Raw genomic sequence first — 16,428 nt, forward strand, 5'->3', positions numbered from 1 at the left:
AAAGCGCCGATACCTTTCAGGAGACCCGCTGCAGGTGGATGCAGCGCATTTTGGAAGGAACCCAGGCAATGAGTAGTATCCGTAGTCTGAATATCGCCCCCCGCGCCGGCTTGGGCTTTGGCGTACTGGCGTTGATGGTGTTCGTCTTGGGCGGCTTCGCCCTGCTGCAAATGGCCAATATGCGCCAGCAGTCGGATCAGGTCGAAAACAACTGGCTGCCCAGCGTGATGGCGGTGGGGGAGATGAGCCAGGACCTGTTGCGGGTCCGCGCGCTGACCCTGCGCTTGCTGGTTAACCGCGACCCCCAGGCGCTGGCGCAGAACGAGCAGAAACTCACCGACCTCAAAAATGGCCTGCACCAAGCGCAAACCCTCTATGAAGGGCTGATCGTGCTGCCCGAAGAGCGCACGCTGTTTGATCGCTTCAAAACGCAGGAGCAGCAGTACCTGCAGCGCCAGGAGCAGGTTATGGCGTTCTCCAAGGCCAATCAGCTGGAGGCCGCGATCAAGATCGTCAACGGCGAGATGAACCAACTCGCCGACGAGATGGCCGGCACGCTGCACGACTTGGTCGCCCTGAACAAAGCCAGCGCCAATCAGGCTGCGAACCTGGCGCAAAATGTGTTCATACAGTCCCGCACATGGGTGGTCGGCATGATTGTGCTCACCGCGCTGATCACCATCGGGCTGGCGGTGTGGCTGACGCGCAGCATCGTGCTGCCATTGGCGCAGTCATTGAAGGTCGCCCAGGGCGTGGCCAGTGGCGACTTGACCGGCGAGATCAGCGTGACCGGCAGCGACGAGCCGGCGCGTTTGCAGCAGGCGCTCAAAGGCATGCAGGAGAACCTGCGCGACACCATCCGGCGAATTGCCGAATCCTCGAACCAATTGGCTTCGGCGTCCGAAGAACTCAGTTGTGTGACCGAGGACGCCACCCGTGGCCTGCACCAGCAGAACCAGGAAATCGAGCAGGCGGCGACGGCGGTCAACCAGATGACGGCGGCGGTGGAGGAAGTGGCGAGCAACGCGGTGGCCACCTCACAGGCCTCACGTGAGTCTGACCGCATTGCCCAGCACGGGCGTGAGCAGGTGCACCAGACGGTAGAGTCGATCGAGGCGCTGGCCACGGACGTGACCGCCAATGTGACGCAGGTCGAGGACCTGGCGCAGAAGGTCTATGGCATCAGCAAGGTGCTGGATGTCATTCGCTCGATTGCCGAGCAGACCAACTTGCTTGCGCTGAATGCCGCGATTGAAGCGGCGCGCGCCGGGGATGCCGGGCGCGGGTTTGCGGTGGTGGCGGATGAGGTGCGGGCGTTGGCACATCGCACGCAGCAGTCGACCCAGGAAATTGAGCAGATGATCAGGGGGATTCAACAGGGCACCGATCAAGCGGTCAGCTCGATGCAGCAGAGCAATACGCGGGCGCGGTCTACGCTGGACATCGCCAAGGCGGCGGGCACCGCGCTGGAAGAAATTGCCTCAGCGTTTACCTTGATCAACGAGCGTAACCTGGTGATTGCCAGTGCATCGGAGCAGCAGGCGGCCGTGGCGCGAGAGGTGGATCGCAATTTGATGAATATTCGCGATTTGGCGCATCAGACCTCGACCGGGGCGAACCAGACCAGTGCGGCGAGCCAGGAGCTGTCGCGGTTGGCGGTGGACCTGAACACCATGGTGGCGCGGTTTTCGGTGTAGGGCGTTACACCGGGTTGGGCCTATCGCAGGCAAGCCAGCTCCCACAGTTGACTGTGTTCACACATCAAACTGTGGGAGCTGGCTTGCCTGCGATGAAAGCGACTCGGTCTTGATTCAGTCACCCATAAAAAAGCCCCGAACCAGTCGGGGCTTTTTCATGCGATCAACCTGCGGGGCTTATTTACCCTGCCAGCGTTTCAGTACCAGGGTGGCGTTGGTGCCACCGAAGCCGAAGCTGTTGCTCATCACGGTATCGATTTTGGCGTTTTCAACAGTCTTGGTCAGGATCGGCATATCAGCCACCACCGGATCAATCTCGTCGATGTTGGCCGAGCCGGCCATGAAGTTGCCTTCCATCATCAGCAGGCAGTAGATCGCTTCGTGAACGCCGGCGGCGCCCAGGGAGTGACCGGACAAGCTCTTGGTGGAGCTGATGGCCGGCGCCTTGTCGCCGAATACCGCACGCACGCCTTCCATTTCCTTGGCGTCGCCGACCGGAGTCGAGGTGCCGTGGGTGTTCAGGTAGTCGATTGGGGTATCAACGGTGGACATCGCCATCTGCATGCAACGGATCGCGCCTTCGCCGCTTGGCGCAACCATGTCGTAGCCGTCGGAAGTGGCGCCGTAACCGACGATTTCCGCATAGATCTTCGCGCCACGGGCCAGAGCGTGTTCCAGCTCCTCGACCACCACCATGCCGCCACCGCCGGCAATGACGAAACCGTCACGCTTGGCGTCGTAGGCGCGGGAGGCCTTTTCCGGGGTTTCGTTGTACTGGGTGGACAGCGCGCCCATGGCGTCGAACAGGAACGACTGGCTCCAATGTTCTTCTTCACCGCCGCCGGCGAATACGATGTCCTGCTTGCCCAGCTGGATCTGCTCAACCGCAGTACCGATGCAGTGAGCACTGGTAGCGCAAGCCGAGGAGATCGAGTAGTTCACGCCCTTGATCTGGAACGGCGTGGCCAGGCAGGCCGAAACGGTGCTGCCCATGGTCCGCGTTACACGGTACGGGCCAACGCGCTTCACGCCTTTTTCGCGCAGGATGTCCAGCGCTTCCATCTGGTTGAGGGTCGATGCGCCGCCGGAGCCGGCGATCAGGCCGGTGCGTACGTTCGATACCTGGTCTTCGCTCAGGCCGGAGTCGGCGATGGCGTCTTTCATGGCCAGGTAGGCATAGGCGGCAGCGTGGCCGACGAAGCGGTAGATCTTGCGATCAATCAATTCTTCGAGCGGCAGGTCGATGGAGCCGGAAACCTGGCTACGCAGACCCATTTCGGCATATTCCGGGTTGAAACGGATGCCAGGGCGACTTGCACGCAGGTTAGCGGTGACGGTCTCTTTGTCATTGCCCAGGCAAGAAACAATGCCCAGACCAGTGATAACGACGCGGCGCATGCGGATAACCCTTAAAAGTTGTCAGTGGAAGTGAATACGCCGACCCGAAGGCCTTCGGCAGTATAGATCTCGCGACCGTCGACAGTCACCGAACCGTCGGCGATGGCCAGGTTCAGCTTGCCCTTGAGGACGCGCTTGATTTGAATGTTGTAGGTGACTTTCTTGGCGGTCGGCAGGACCTGGCCAAAGAACTTCACTTCGCCCGAACCCAGGGCGCGGCCGCGGCCCGGCAGGCCTTGCCAGCCCAGGTAGAAGCCGACCAGTTGCCACATGGCGTCGAGGCCCAGGCAGCCCGGCATCACAGGGTCGCCTTCGAAATGGCAGGCGAAGAACCACAGGTCAGGGGTGATATCCAGCTCGGCGACCAATTCACCTTTGCCGTACTTGCCACCCTCTTCGCTGATATGGGTGATGCGATCCACCATCAGCATGTTCGGGGCGGGCAGTTGCGCGTTACCTGGGCCGAACAGCTCACCGCGACTGCAGCGCAGCAGGTCTTCCCGAGTAAAGGCGTTTTGTTTGGTCATGCGAGCTCCTCAATAATCCCATGCGGCAGGGTAGGGCAAATCTTCCCGAACCGAATGAAGCGTTCATGCCTCATGTCGGCAGCCTACACATAGACTATTGCGTTGTAGTGAAAGTCACAGCGATAAGGTACTGAATGTACACTTGTTCACTGAAATTTTAAACCGGGCCTGTTTATGGGCCCGTTCGGGTGCCTAAGACTGCCGCACTTTCGTCTTTCACGCCAGTCGCAGTTGGTTGATGGCGCGGGGCTATTGCACCCAACGCTGCAGGATTTGCTGCAAATCCGTGCGTTTGAACGGCTTGGCCAGGTAATCGTTCATTCCGGCCGCCATGCAGGCTTCGCGATCGCCCTGCAAGGCGTTGGCGGTGAGGGCAATGATCGGCAGATCGGCGCAGCCGGGCAGTTGGCGAATCTGACGGGTGGCCTCGTAACCATCGATCACCGGCAAGCGGCAATCCATCAAAATGGCGGTGAATATCAGGCTCTCGGCACTGCGTATGGCTTCGGCGCCGTCGGTGGCCAGGCTCACTTCAAAGCCCAGGCTGCGCAGCATCGCTTCGACCACCGTGCGGTTGACCGGGTTGTCCTCCACCAGCAGTACATGACGGCCATCGCCGGCGCTGCTCTTGCCTTCGGCGTGCGGGGCAATCGCGGGCAAGCTCTGCTGGTCGATGGTCAACGGGATTTCCAGGGTAAACACCGAGCCCCGGCCTTCCTCGCTCTGGGCGCGCAGCGTGCCGCCCATGCGTTCGGCCAATGTGCGGGCAATCGGCAAGCCCAGGCCGGTGCCGCCGTAACGTCTTGAAATGGAACTGTCGGCCTGCTGGAACGCGTCGAACATCAATTCCAGGCGTTCGGCGGAAATCCCGATGCCGCTGTCGCGCACGGTGCAGGTGAACCACACCAACTCATGGTCGAGGGTTTGCCAATGGGGCTCGACGGTCACCGTGCCGTGCTCGGTGAATTTCAACGCGTTGCCGATCAGGTTTACCAGAATCTGCCGGATACGCGTGGGGTCGCCCTGCACCCGCAGCGCGTCCATGCCCAGTGGAATCGGCAGCTCCAGCGCCAGGCCGCGTTGCTGGGCGCTGTGCTGGAAGGCCTGGGCGCAACTGCTGATCAGGTCCGCGAGGTTGAACGAAATATGTTCCAGCTCCAGCGCTGCACGTTCGATGCGCGAGAAGTCGAGGATGTCGTTGATCACCTTGAGCAAATGCTCGGTGGACTCCGAAGCGAGTGCCGCGTACTCGGTCTGCTCCTCGGTCATCTCGGTGGTTTCCAGCAGTTGCAACATGCCCAGAACGCCATTCATGGGCGTGCGCAATTCGTGGCTCATCATCGCCAGGAAATCCGACTTGGCATTGTTCGCCCGCTCGGCTTCCTCGCGGGTCTGGATCAACTGGGCCATGGCCTGGTGCTGTTCGCGGCTGGCCTGGTTGAGGCCCTCGGCGAGGTTGTTGATATGCCGGGACAGGTCGCCCAGTTCCGAGTCATCCACAATCGGCAGCGGCGTCTTGTAGTCGCCCTGCTGAATGGCCTTCACCGCGTGGCCCATCGCGCTGATCGGCTGCGACAGGCTGGCGGCCAGGCGTCGTGCGAGCAGGAAGGTGAACAGCAGCGCGAACAGGGCGAGGATACCGGCCTTGAACAGGATCTCCTGTTGGCGCTGGCTGAACGCATCGTTGGACATGCCAACGATCACCCGGCCGAGGTAGTCCGCACGCGGCGCCTTGGGTTCGTTGAGGTTGTCCTGGAAGAAGTCATTGCCCAGCTGGATGTGTTGCAGGCGGATGGGCGCCTGGAACACTTTCACCGACAGCGAGCGGTCGTGTTTTTCCGACGGCTGCTCGACGTACAACAGGATTTTTTCGGCGCTGTCCTGAATCTCCAGGAAGCGCACGTGCGGCGTAGCCAGTGTCGCGCGCAGCAAGCTGTCGAGCACGTCGATGTTGCCGGAAATGACGCCGTATTCGGTGGCGGGGGCCAATTGGTTGGCGATCAGTTGGCCGGTGTGGTCCAGTTCCTGGCGCAGGTCCTGGATACGCACGAAGGTGAAGAAGCTGATCAACAGCAAGGTCAGCAACAGCGCCGGGCCCAGGGTGATGAGCTGGGTGCGGGTGTTGATGTCCCAACGACGACGCAAGGTCATGGGCGTTTTTCTCCTTCGGCCAATCGGGCGGCGACTGCGACTTCGTCAACCTGTTCGATTCCCAGTGAGCGTGCGACTTGCGGGTTACCGACGACTTTAAAATGTTCCGGGTACAACGAACGCGGCCAACTGGTCGGCGGATGATCCAGTAGCCGGTCGAGCACATCGAGCCAGTCGGCCTGATCGCTGTAGGTGCTGGCCAGGCTGCCGGCCTTGACGAACCCCGCATTGGGGCCCACCAGCGGCAGTTGCTGGGCGTAGCTGCTGAGCAACAGGTTCTTCACGGTTTTGGGGTTGTACAACTGCGGGTCATCGAGGCCGAGCAGCACGTCACTGTTCTTGAACAGATTCTGCAGCGGGCGGCTGTCATTAATGTTGTCCCAGAGCTGCGGAACGATCTCCAGCCCCATCGGTGTCGCATACTCGCGCAGCTCCTGCAGCAGGAATTCACTGTCGGTGCCGTAGAGCACGCCGATGCGTTTGGCCTGCGGCAGGATACTCGCGATCAGGTTGAGCTGACGCGCAAGCGGCGGATCGCTCCACAACAGGCTGATTTTCGCCGGGTGAGTGTGGCCCAGGCGCTGCCGCGCTTGCAGGCGACTGATGCGCAGCACCAGTGTCGGCGGGCCTTGGGCATCCTGCAGGCGCCAATCAAGACCGGGCAGGTCCAGCACGATCAGGCGGGTATTCGCCGGCAAACGGCTGGGTGCCGGCAGGTCTTTGAGCGGGGTAAAGGTCACGTGGTCGTCGGGACGCTGCTGGGCAAGGGCCTGCGCAAACGCTTGTACACCGGCCCCGTCTTCGGCAGAGGTCAGCAGAATGTCGGCGCTCCAGGCCGGCGCGGCCAGCAGCAGGCACACCCATAACAAGGCGCGCCTCCAGAAGCGTAAAACAAGCAGGAGGGTCATCCGTGACTGAGCGCCCATGTCAGAACTCTAACTCCGCGCTGAAGTAGAGGACGTGGCGACTGTCGTAATGGTTGTCGACAAAGGTGGTGGGCTGGTTGTCGAGGCGTTGTTGCAACATGCCGGCCAGCTCCACGTTGGCTTTGCCCAGGGCAATGCGCTTGGCTACGCGCAGGTCGACCCGTTCGAAGCGATAGGTGTTGAGTGCGTCGTCACCATAATAGAACAACGCGCTCGACCAGCCGTGGCCCCATTCACGCAGCCAGCCGGCCGAGCCGCTGTTGCGCGCGGTTTGTGCCTTATCGAGCGGGTTGCTGGAGGCGGCGTCGACGTAAGCATAGGTCAGCCGCAGACGGTCGGCATTGCTCATGCGCCAATCGAATTGCGATTCGGCACCGGTAAACCGCGCGCTGTTGGCGTTGCTGGCAATGTATTGGTTATTGCGCAGCGGCGAGCTGATCATGTCGGTGATTTCGTCGTAGAACAGTTTCACGTCGACATTCAGCCCGAGGTCGGCAAAGAAGCCGTTGTAGCCCAGCTCGCGCGAGCGCATCAACTCTTTATCAAGGTTGCCGGGGCCGCGTGTTACCACAAAATATTGCCCGGAGTTTTGCCCGAAGGTCGGGGAGCTCAGGTTGGTGACGCGGTAGCTCCAGTTGACGTTGTTTTCGAACATGTCCGGCGAGCGAATCGCCTCGGAATACACCGCCCGCAAGCCGTGGCGCGGGTTGATCAGGTAGTTGACCGCCACCCGCGGCGTCAGCGAATTGCCGCTCAAGTGGGTGTCTTCGTACATTGCACCGCCCTGCAACAGCCAGTGTTCGCTGGCGCGCCATTCCAGGTGGCCGAACAGGCGCCAGGTGGTGTCGTCGAGGGTGCCATTGAAGTAGGTGTCGGAGTCGGCGCGGTCGTAGCGATAATTCATGCCGCTGACCAGGCGCAGGCTGTCGGACAGGCTCAGGGTGTCCTGGATCTCAATGTCATAGCGACTCTCGCGGGTGCTCTGGTCGATATCGCCACACACGCTCTGGTTGGCGCCCTGGCGCCACTGGTCCAGCACCTGGTTGCCGAGTGCTTGTTCGGCCGCGCTGCCGGGCGGCGCGGTGCCCTGGCTGTAGATATCCATGTGGCGGGCCAACTTTTCGGCATAGTTGGGGTTGAGCTGCCACAGTTGGGTCAGTTCCGGGCTGAACGACACCTTGGCGTCACAGGCTTTCCAGACCTGCTGGCGGTCCCATTGCTGGGCCGAGCCCTGGACGTACAGACTGTGTTCGGGGTTGAACTCGATGTTCCAGCGCATCGAGCCGGCATAGTCCTTGGCGGTAACGTCGGAATTGGTGCCGCCTTCGGTAATCCCGGCGAATACCGGTGTGTAGGTATAAGGGCGCTGATTGCTGCCTTCCTTGGCGTCCAACTGCCAGTCGATGCTCTGCTGCGCGTTCAGGGTCTGGCTCACCGCCAGGCTGAAACGGCTGAGGCGACGGCTGTCACGGCGGTCGGCACCGAGCTTGTCGCTGTCAAACCCATCGTCCTGTTGCCCGGACAGCGACAAGCGCAAGTCGCCGGTCTCCCAGCCCATGCCCTGGCTGGCGTAGAAGTCGTTGATGCCGCGTTCGCCACGGATCACTTTGACCCGTGAACCGTGGCTGTTGGACGGCGAGCGCGTGAGGATATTGACCACCGCCATCAAGGCATTGGCGCCATAGCTGACTGTGTTGGGGCCGCGAAACACCTCGATACGCTCGATGTCTTCCATGGCCACCGGAATATCGCTCCAGTCCACCGTGGCCAGGCCCGCGCGGTACACCGAACGCCCGTCGATCAACACCTGCATGCGCCGTGCATCACTGGCGCTGGTGCCGTGGTAGTTCACGGCCGCCTGGTTTCCGGTGGTGTAACCGACCATCATCCCCGGCACCAAACGCAGCAACTCGGCGATGTCGCGCGCACCGCTGGCCTTGATCAGCTCACTGTCGATGACGGTCATACTGCCAGGCACGGCGGCGGCCGATTGCTTGAGGCGCGTGGCCGTGAGTACCTGGGGCAGTGGCTGGCTGTCGAGGAACAGGTCATCCGCCAACGCAGGTGCGCTGCACAACAGCATCAATAATAGAGATGAGCGAGGAGGAGGGCCCAAATACACGGCACGGCCTTGATAATTACGGATAGCCGCCCATGTTAACTGAGGTGGGGCCATTTGCCAGTCGCCACACTTGCAATTACTTCACACAGAGGTGGCATTTTCCGACAAGCGTGTGAATTGACACGGGGGCTGGCCGCAAGCGGGTCGCCCCGTATAATGCCGCCATCGCCACTGCTATGGATTAACGGATTGCATATGACTGAACAGCGCCCTATTGCGGTCCTGGGAGGCGGAAGTTTTGGGACCGCCGTGGCAAATCTGCTGGCTGAAAACGGCCACGCGGTACGCCAGTGGATGCGCGATCCCGAGCAGGCCGAGGCCATTCGCGTCCACCGTGAAAACCCCCGTTACCTTAAAGGCATCAAGATTCACCCGGCGGTAGAGCCGGTGACCGACTTGTTGGCTACCTTGACTGACTGCGACCTGTGCTTTGTCGCGCTGCCTTCCAGCGCCTTGCGCTCGGTGCTGGCGCCCCACGCCGAGCGTCTGGCGGGCAAGCAACTGGTCAGCCTGACCAAAGGTATCGAGGCCCACACCTTCAAGCTGATGAGCGAAATTCTTCAAGAGATCGCCCCGCAGGCGCGCATTGGCGTGCTGTCCGGGCCGAACCTGGCGCGGGAGGTGGCTGAACACGCGCTGACAGCCACCGTGGTCGCCAGTGAAGACGAGGCACTGTGCGAGCGCGTCCAGGCCGTGCTGCATGGCCGTACCTTTCGCGTCTACGCCAGCAGCGACCGCTTTGGCGTCGAGCTGGGCGGGGCGTTGAAAAACGTCTATGCCATTATTGCCGGCATGGCCGTGGCCTTGGGCATGGGCGAAAACACCAAGAGCATGCTGATTACGCGCGCCTTGGCGGAGATGACGCGTTTTGCGGTGAACCAGGGCGCCAACCCGATGACCTTCCTCGGCCTGGCGGGCGTGGGCGACTTGATCGTCACCTGCTCGTCGCCGAAAAGCCGCAATTATCAGGTCGGTTTTGCCCTCGGCCAAGGCCTTAGTTTGGAGGACGCCGTCACGCGCCTGGGCGAAGTGGCCGAAGGCGTCAACACGCTCAAAGTGTTGAAGGCCAAGGCCCAGGAAGTCGGTGTGTACATGCCGCTGGTCGCCGGGCTGCACGCGATCCTGTTTGAAGGGCGCACCTTGAACCAGGTCATCGAGTTGCTGATGCGCGCCGAGCCCAAGACCGATGTCGACTTTATTTCCACCAGTGGTTTCAACTGAGGAACGCGCCATGAACGATCCGAAAGCAGGCCCTAAATACGAGTCCATCCTCCTGCGAGTCCTGTGGATGCTGGTGTTTGCCCTGGTCTGGCAAGTCGCGCAGTTCCTGCTCGGTATTTTGGTGGTGGTGCAGTTGGTGTATCGCCTGTTCTACGGCGCGCCGAACCTGGGCCTGATGAATTTTGGTGACAGCCTCAGCCAGTTTCTTGCGCAAATCGGCCGTTTCGGCAGCTTCCACACTGATCAAAAGCCTTGGCCGTTCGCAGATTGGCCGACCCCGCGCGCACCGGAGGGCGAAGCCGCCCACAGCGTGCCACCGGCGCCGCACCCGGTGCGCGATGAGGAGCCAAAACTGTGAAGCTGTGGATTTTGCGTCACGGCGAAGCCGAAGCCCATGCGCCTTCCGACGCCGAGCGCAACCTGACGGAGCATGGGCGCGGCGAAGTGTTGCGCAGTGCTGCGCACCTGATCGGCCAGCCGATCAGCGCCATCATCGCCAGCCCGTATGTGCGCGCGCAGCAGACTGCGCAACTGGTGCGTGAGGCATTGGGGTTTGAGCCGCAGATTCGCACGGTGCCGTGGTTGACGCCGGACAGCAACCCGCTGCACGTGCTGGAAAAACTCGACACTGATGCCGACGTGTTGCTGGTCAGCCACCAGCCGTTGGTGGGTAGCCTGATCAGCTTGTTGCAGCATGGTCATTTGCGGCAGCCGCAACCGATGCACACGGCCAGCTTGGCGGAGCTGGAAGGGGACTTTCCGTTGGCGGGGTTGATGAGCCTGGTGGGTGTGAAAAACCCGTAGGCGATGGGCTTTCTGCGCGCGGCCGTCGTGGTCAACGGTGCCTGTCAGATCACAATCAGTTCTGCTCTTCTGTGGGAGCTGGCTTGCCTGCGATGCAGACACCTCGGTACTTCAGGGAGATGCGGTCGATGCCATCGCAGCATAGGTATCTACACAACGTTGAGTGCGGCGCTAGTCCCCAGGAGAGGGAACTCGCTGTCTGGCAGCTTACAGCTATCTAACTGATGCACCGCGTTCCAAATGTGGGAGGGGGCTTGCCCCCGATGGCGGCCTGACAGCCGACCAGGGTGCTGGATCAGACCGAGTACATATCCATTCCTGCGGTAACGGCCACTTAGGGTTCCGCTCTTACAGCGGCTCACTTTGGAAAAGCCGGAATGCCGGCCCAGCCCAAAGTAAGCAAAGGGCTCTTGCCCCACCACTCGGCACCTCGCTTAGGCTCGGTGTGCCCGTAATCCGACATGGATTTGGGGGGCCGCCGCCACGCGCCATCCATGGCGCGGGGCGGCTAAACCGGCATCCCTGCCGGTTTACCCCCCAAATCCATGTCGAATTCCGGCCAGCGTGGTTTAACGGGGCGCCTAAGATCAAGATCAAAAGCCAGATCAAGAGCAAGAGCGGCTCGCTGCGCATCGTGGGTAGGGTTGGCAGCTACGAAGTTGTGTAGATACCTATGGCCACCGCAGGCAAGCCAGCTCTCACAGGGATCGCCGCTTTGTGTGCTATATAGTCAACCAAGCAAGTGCTTGGTTGGCTATCATCGGATCACAAAGGAGCGCGTCCCATGCCTGTCGCTTTTCGTTTGCCGTTGCAGGTCTTCTACGAACGTGAAGCGCGGCATCCGCGCAAACCCTTTCTGGTACAGCCGGTTGGCGGCGGCGAGGTGCAGACGCTCACCTGGGGTGACGTCGGCCACCAGGCCCGCTGCGCCGCGCACTGGCTGCGTGCCCGTGAGCTGCCCCAAGGCTCGCACATTGCCCTGATCTCTAAAAACTGCGCGCACTGGATCATCGCCGACCTGGCGATCTGGATGGCCGGGCATGTCTCGGTGCCGCTGTACCCCAACCTCACCGCCGACTCTGTCGCCCATGTGCTGACCCATTCCGAGGCGGCGCTGGTGCTGATCGGCAAGCTGGACGACTGGCCGGCGATGGCGCCGGGTATTCCGGCGGGTTTGCCGACCATCAGCCTGCCGCTGTGCCCGGCGGGCGACTTCGATTACCGCTGGGCCGACCTGCAAAGCTGTGCGCCGATCGAGGACAACCCCGAACCTGCCGCGTCGAGCCTGGCCACCATTGTCTACACCTCCGGCACCACCGGCTTGCCCAAAGGCGTGATGCAAACCTTCGGCGCCTTGGGTTTCGCCGCCACCCGTGGCACTGAGTTGTTCGGCCTGGGGGAGGGCGACCGGCTGCTGTCCTACTTGCCGCTGTGCCATGTAGCGGAACGCATGTTTGTGGAGCTGGCCTCGATCTACACCGGGCAAACCGTATTTTTCGCCGAGAGCCTCGACACGTTTCTTGAAGACTTGCGTCGCGCCAGGCCGACTGCGCTGTTTGGCGTGCCCAGGATCTGGACCAAGTTCCAGATGGGCGTCTACAGCAAGATCCCGCAAAAGCGCCTCGACCGCCTGTTGCGCCTGCCATTTATCGGCAGGCGCGTCGGCCATAAAGTCCTTGCGGGGCTGGGCCTGGATGCGCTGCGCATTGCATTGTCCGGTGCCGCGCCGGTGCCCGAAGCCTTGTTGCATTGGTATAAGCGCCTGGGCCTGGATGTGCTGGAGGTGTACGGCATGACCGAAAGCTGTGGCTATTCCCACGTGTGTCGCCCCGGCCAGCAGACGCTCGGCTGGATCGGCCTGCCGTGCCCTGGCGTTGAGGTGCGCATCGACGCGTCGGGCGAAGTGCAGGTGCGCAGTGGCGCGACCATGCTCGGCTATTTCAAGGACCCGCAGCAAACCGCCGAGACCCTGACCGACGACGGCTTCCTGCGTACTGGCGACAAAGGCGAACAGGACGCCGACGGCCGCCTGCGCCTGACCGGCCGGCTCAAGGAAATCTTCAAGACCAGCAAGGGCAAATACGTGGCTCCGGCGCCGATTGAAAACCGCCTGGCCGAACATGCACGCATCGAACAGGTGTGCGTGGTCGGTGATGGCCTTACGGCGCCGATGGGTTTGTGTGTGTTGTCGGCGGGTAATCAGGACCGACAGGCGCTGAGCACCAACCTTGAACGCTGGCTGGCGCAGGTCAATGCCGTCTTGGACAAACATGAGCGCTTGCGCCAGCTGGTGGTGGTGAAAGACAGTTGGGCGGTGGAAAACGGTTTTCTGACGCCGACCTTGAAGATCAAACGCAACGTCATCGAGTCGACCTACGGCAATCATTTCCAGGCGTGGAGCGCGCGCAGCGAATCCATTGTGTGGCAGGATTAGGGTCGTAATAAAACCAATAAGGATAACTTCATGAGCTTGTGGCGCACCCAACCGAATATCGAGCAACTCAACGCCATCCAGAAAAACACCATTGGTGAGTTGCTGGATATCCGCTTTGAAAGTTTCGACGACGAATCCCTGACCGCCAGCATGGTGGTCGACTCTCGTACTCATCAGCCTTACGGCCTGCTGCACGGCGGTGCGTCGGTGGTGCTGGCCGAAAGCGTCGGCTCCATGGCGGCCTACCTGTGTATCGACGCCAGCAAGTTTTATTGCGTGGGCCTGGAGGTCAACGCCAACCACCTGCGCGGTGTGCGCAGCGGGCGGGTGACGGCGGTGGCGCGGGCGATCCATATTGGTCGCACGACCCAAGTGTGGGACATCCGCTTGACCTGCGATGACGGCAAGGCCAGCTGTGTGTCGCGCCTGACCATGGCCGTGGTGCCGCTGGGCGAGAACCCGCCGGCGCGATAGGCGTGGCGTGAGTGTCATCATTCCTGGCAGTTACAGTCATTGCTGTACGGCCCAGGCGTGGTGACAATCCACTTCTGTTTTTGTAGATGAGTCCGGTATGTCGCAGCACGTGTTTTTTGCCCACGCCAATGGCTTCCCTTCGGCCACCTACGGCAAGTTGTTTGCCGCCCTGGCCCCGGAATACGCAGTGGCTCATCTGCCGCAGCACGGCCACGACCCCAGGTTCCCGGTGGATGACAACTGGCAGAACCTGGTGGACGAACTGATCCACCATTTAGAGCAGCAGCCAGAACCGGTGTGGGGCGTGGGCCATTCCCTGGGCGGCGTGTTGCATTTGCACGCGGCCATGCGCTGCCCGCAGTTGTACCGTGGCGTGGTGATGCTGGATTCGCCGGTGCTGACCCGCGCCGACCGCTGGGTGATTCGCGCCGCCAAACGCTTCGGTTTTATCGACCGCCTGACCCCGGCCGGGCGCACCTTGGGCCGCCGTGAAGAATTCACTGACCTGGACGCCGCGCGCAGTTACTTCGCCGGCAAGACCCTGTTTCGCGGGTTCGACCCTGAATGCTTTGACGCGTACCTGCAACACGGCCTGCAACAGGTGGGCGACCGCCTGCGTCTGCGCTTCGACCCGGCGACCGAAATCAGCATCTACCGCGGCGTGCCGCACACCAGCCCCGGCCAGGTGCGCCAGTTGAAAGTGCCGCTGGCCGTAGTGCGTGGGCGCCAGAGCCGGGTGGTGATGCGCCACCATGCCAGTGGCGTCGGCCGCCTGCCCATGGGCGAAATGCTCACCATGCCCGGTGGTCATATGTTCCCGCTTGAACGTCCGCAGGACACGGCGACCTTGATCAAGAACCTGTTCGCCCGCTGGCAAGCCCGCGAGCGCAGTTGCGCATGAGCACGCCGGTCGAAGAAGTGCGCCTGAGCCTGCCGCACATCGAGTTGGCGGCACACCTGTTTGGCCCAGAAGACGGTCTGCCGGTGATCGCCCTGCATGGCTGGCTGGACAACGCCAACAGCTTTGCGCGGCTGGCGCCGAAGCTGCACGGTGTGCGTATCGTTGCGTTGGACATGGCCGGCCATGGGCATTCGGCACATCGGCCTGCGGGCGCCGGGTATGCCTTGTGGGATTACGTGTTTGATGTGCTGCAAGTCGCCGAGCAACTGGGCTGGAAACGTTTTGCATTACTTGGCCATTCCCTCGGCGCGATCGTTTCATTGGTGCTGGCCGGCGCCATGCCGGAACGCGTGACGCACCTGGGGTTGATCGACGGTGTGACCCCGCCGACCGCCGCTGGAGAGAACGCCGCCGAGCGGCTTGGCATGGCGTTGCAGGCGCAATTGAACCTGCAAGACAAGCGCAAGCCGGTCTACAGCACCCTGGATCGGGCGGTTGAAGCGCGCATGAAAGGCGTGGTCGCGGTCAGCCGCGAAGCCGCTGAACTGCTGGCCCAGCGCGGGTTGATGCCGGTGCCGGGCGGTTACACCTGGCGTACGGACAGCCGCCTGACGCTCGCGTCGCCGATGCGCCTGACCGATGAACAGGCGATGGCTTTCGTGCGGCGTGTGGGTTGCCCTACACAGTTGGTGGTCGCGGCTGACGGCATGCTGGCGAAACATTCCGAATTGCTTTCTCAGCTACCTTTTACGGTGAACACGCTGCCGGGCGGCCATCATTTACACCTTAATGATGAGCCCGGCGCGGTCCTTGTTGCAGACTGTTTCAATCGGTTCTTCCACGCGCCTTGACTTGGCGCGGGCAACTGCCGAGGCTGGGCGGATTGAAAGGGAGTCAACCATGTACGATCTAAACACCGCTGCGACCTCCGATGGCCAGGGCTCTTCGATCCGATGAGCCTGCGTAAAGGATGTATCCGTGCCCTCGGGCTGTGCTGCTTCAGCCCCTTGGTGTTCGCCGCCGACGTGCCGGGCAGCCAGGATTTACCTGCCGTGTCCCGCCAGGTCGATGCGCAAATCGTCGATTACCGCCCCGCTGAGGAAAAGGAACGCATCTACCCCATGGGCGCGATCCGCAAGATCAGCGGCCAACTGCGTTACGAAGGCCAAGCCACCGCGCGTGGCCAAACCACCGCGATTACCTATGAATTACCCGCCGAACACACCTCCAGCGCCGCGTTTACCGCGACGCGTGAAGCGTTGCAGGCCAAGGGCGCGCAGCTGTTGTTCTGGTGCCAGGCCCGTGATTGCGGTGAAAGCAGCCTGTGGGCCAATGAAGTGTTCGGCAACGCCAAGCTGGTCGGCGCCGATGGTCAGCAGGAATACCTGTTGTTGCGCCTGGCAGCACCGCAAGACAACTCCCTGGTGGCGCTGTACGGCATCACCCGTGGCAACCGCCGCGCCTATCTGCATGTGGAACAACTCGACGCCAGCGCGCCGCTGGGCGACTTGGTGCCTACGTCTGCCACTTTGCTGCGCGAGTTGAAAAGCACCGGCGAGCTGGACTTTCCGGCACTCGGCGCCGAACCCGACGCCACCTGGCTGACCTTGATTTCCCGTGGCCTGAACCTCGACGCCACCTTGCGCGTCAGCTTGACCGGGCCGAGCGCCGAAGCCTGGCGCCAGGGCCTGATCGACAGCGGTGTACGCGCCGCACGCCTGGAAACCGGCACCGGCGACGCTAAAGGTTTGCACCTGCATCTGATACGCTGAC

General features: G+C 61.9%; 14 protein-coding genes. 9 read left to right on the forward strand and 5 right to left on the reverse strand.

Going from position 1 to position 16,428, the window contains the following annotated elements; translation table 11 throughout:
• The first annotated feature begins 68 nt into the window (after positions 1-68).
• Complete coding sequence (locus PspR76_RS10440) at positions 69-1,697, forward strand: methyl-accepting chemotaxis protein (RefSeq protein WP_159955112.1); 1,629 nt, start codon at positions 69-71, stop codon at positions 1,695-1,697.
• Between the two features lie 177 nt (positions 1,698-1,874).
• Here PspR76_RS10440 and fabB read toward each other — a convergent pair whose 3' ends face one another.
• From fabB to PspR76_RS10465, 5 genes are all read right to left on the reverse strand, one after another.
• Positions 1,875-3,095 (reverse strand): beta-ketoacyl-ACP synthase I, encoded by a 1,221-nt coding sequence (gene fabB / locus PspR76_RS10445; RefSeq protein WP_017134470.1) that lies wholly within the window; start codon positions 3,093-3,095, stop codon positions 1,875-1,877.
• Between the two features lie 11 nt (positions 3,096-3,106).
• On the reverse strand, positions 3,107-3,622 hold the full coding sequence (fabA, locus tag PspR76_RS10450) for a 3-hydroxyacyl-[acyl-carrier-protein] dehydratase FabA (protein WP_003210552.1): 516 nt from the start codon (positions 3,620-3,622) through the stop codon (positions 3,107-3,109).
• 249 nt (positions 3,623-3,871) lie between these two features.
• Entirely contained in the window at positions 3,872-5,773 is a 1,902-nt protein-coding gene (locus PspR76_RS10455) for an ATP-binding protein (protein ID WP_159955113.1), read from the reverse strand.
• Positions 5,770-6,699 (reverse strand): ABC transporter substrate-binding protein, encoded by a 930-nt coding sequence (locus tag PspR76_RS10460; RefSeq protein WP_159955114.1) that lies wholly within the window; start codon positions 6,697-6,699, stop codon positions 5,770-5,772. The genes PspR76_RS10455 and PspR76_RS10460 overlap by 4 nt, the downstream gene beginning before the upstream one ends.
• A gap of 1 nt (position 6,700) precedes the next feature.
• A complete protein-coding gene (locus PspR76_RS10465; RefSeq protein ID WP_335928422.1) occupies positions 6,701-8,821 on the reverse strand; it encodes a TonB-dependent receptor plug domain-containing protein in 2,121 nt (706 codons plus the stop codon).
• Between the two features lie 195 nt (positions 8,822-9,016).
• Here PspR76_RS10465 and PspR76_RS10470 point away from each other — a divergent pair, with 195 nt between their 5' ends.
• From PspR76_RS10470 to PspR76_RS10505, 8 genes are all read left to right on the forward strand, one after another.
• Positions 9,017-10,042, forward strand: a complete 1,026-nt coding sequence (locus PspR76_RS10470; protein WP_159955116.1) for an NAD(P)H-dependent glycerol-3-phosphate dehydrogenase — start codon at positions 9,017-9,019, stop codon at positions 10,040-10,042.
• Between the two features lie 10 nt (positions 10,043-10,052).
• Positions 10,053-10,400: a DUF4389 domain-containing protein gene (locus PspR76_RS10475; RefSeq protein ID WP_159955117.1), complete on the forward strand. Its 348-nt coding sequence runs from the start codon at positions 10,053-10,055 to the stop codon at positions 10,398-10,400.
• Positions 10,397-10,846 (forward strand): phosphohistidine phosphatase SixA, encoded by a 450-nt coding sequence (sixA, locus tag PspR76_RS10480; RefSeq protein WP_159955118.1) that lies wholly within the window; start codon positions 10,397-10,399, stop codon positions 10,844-10,846. Before PspR76_RS10475 ends, sixA begins: the two co-directional genes overlap by 4 nt.
• Positions 10,847-11,630: 784 nt before the next feature.
• On the forward strand, positions 11,631-13,280 hold the full coding sequence (locus PspR76_RS10485) for an AMP-binding protein (RefSeq protein ID WP_159955119.1): 1,650 nt from the start codon (positions 11,631-11,633) through the stop codon (positions 13,278-13,280).
• Positions 13,281-13,310: 30 nt separating this feature from the next.
• A complete protein-coding gene (locus tag PspR76_RS10490) occupies positions 13,311-13,754 on the forward strand; it encodes a hotdog fold thioesterase (RefSeq protein WP_159955120.1) in 444 nt (147 codons plus the stop codon).
• 97 nt (positions 13,755-13,851) lie between these two features.
• On the forward strand, positions 13,852-14,655 hold the full coding sequence (locus PspR76_RS10495) for an alpha/beta fold hydrolase (protein ID WP_159955121.1): 804 nt from the start codon (positions 13,852-13,854) through the stop codon (positions 14,653-14,655).
• Positions 14,652-15,506 carry an alpha/beta hydrolase gene (locus tag PspR76_RS10500; protein WP_159955122.1) on the forward strand — a complete coding sequence of 285 codons (855 nt, stop codon included), beginning with the start codon at positions 14,652-14,654 and terminating at the stop codon, positions 15,504-15,506. The genes PspR76_RS10495 and PspR76_RS10500 overlap by 4 nt, the downstream gene beginning before the upstream one ends.
• Positions 15,507-15,608: 102 nt before the next feature.
• Complete coding sequence (locus PspR76_RS10505; protein WP_159955123.1) at positions 15,609-16,427, forward strand: DUF4892 domain-containing protein; 819 nt, start codon at positions 15,609-15,611, stop codon at positions 16,425-16,427.
• Position 16,428: the final 1 nt, after the last annotated feature.

The organism is Pseudomonas sp. R76 (assembly GCF_009834565.1).
Taxonomy (GTDB): Bacteria; Pseudomonadota; Gammaproteobacteria; order Pseudomonadales; family Pseudomonadaceae; genus Aquipseudomonas.

Excerpts from the sequence above, each read along its gene's own strand:
- PspR76_RS10440 (WP_159955112.1), top strand. The coding sequence starts at position 69 with ATGAGTAGTATCCGTAGTCTGAATATCGCCCCCCGCGCCGGCTTGGGC.
- fabB (WP_017134470.1), bottom strand. The coding sequence starts at position 3,095 with ATGCGCCGCGTCGTTATCACTGGTCTGGGCATTGTTTCTTGCCTGGGC.
- fabA (WP_003210552.1), bottom strand. The coding sequence starts at position 3,622 with ATGACCAAACAAAACGCCTTTACTCGGGAAGACCTGCTGCGCTGCAGT.
- PspR76_RS10455 (WP_159955113.1), bottom strand. The coding sequence starts at position 5,773 with ATGACCTTGCGTCGTCGTTGGGACATCAACACCCGCACCCAGCTCATC.
- PspR76_RS10460 (WP_159955114.1), bottom strand. The coding sequence starts at position 6,699 with ATGGGCGCTCAGTCACGGATGACCCTCCTGCTTGTTTTACGCTTCTGG.
- PspR76_RS10470 (WP_159955116.1), top strand. The coding sequence starts at position 9,017 with ATGACTGAACAGCGCCCTATTGCGGTCCTGGGAGGCGGAAGTTTTGGG.
- PspR76_RS10475 (WP_159955117.1), top strand. The coding sequence starts at position 10,053 with ATGAACGATCCGAAAGCAGGCCCTAAATACGAGTCCATCCTCCTGCGA.
- PspR76_RS10485 (WP_159955119.1), top strand. The coding sequence starts at position 11,631 with ATGCCTGTCGCTTTTCGTTTGCCGTTGCAGGTCTTCTACGAACGTGAA.
- PspR76_RS10490 (WP_159955120.1), top strand. The coding sequence starts at position 13,311 with ATGAGCTTGTGGCGCACCCAACCGAATATCGAGCAACTCAACGCCATC.
- PspR76_RS10495 (WP_159955121.1), top strand. The coding sequence starts at position 13,852 with ATGTCGCAGCACGTGTTTTTTGCCCACGCCAATGGCTTCCCTTCGGCC.
- PspR76_RS10500 (WP_159955122.1), top strand. The coding sequence starts at position 14,652 with ATGAGCACGCCGGTCGAAGAAGTGCGCCTGAGCCTGCCGCACATCGAG.
- PspR76_RS10505 (WP_159955123.1), top strand. The coding sequence starts at position 15,609 with ATGAGCCTGCGTAAAGGATGTATCCGTGCCCTCGGGCTGTGCTGCTTC.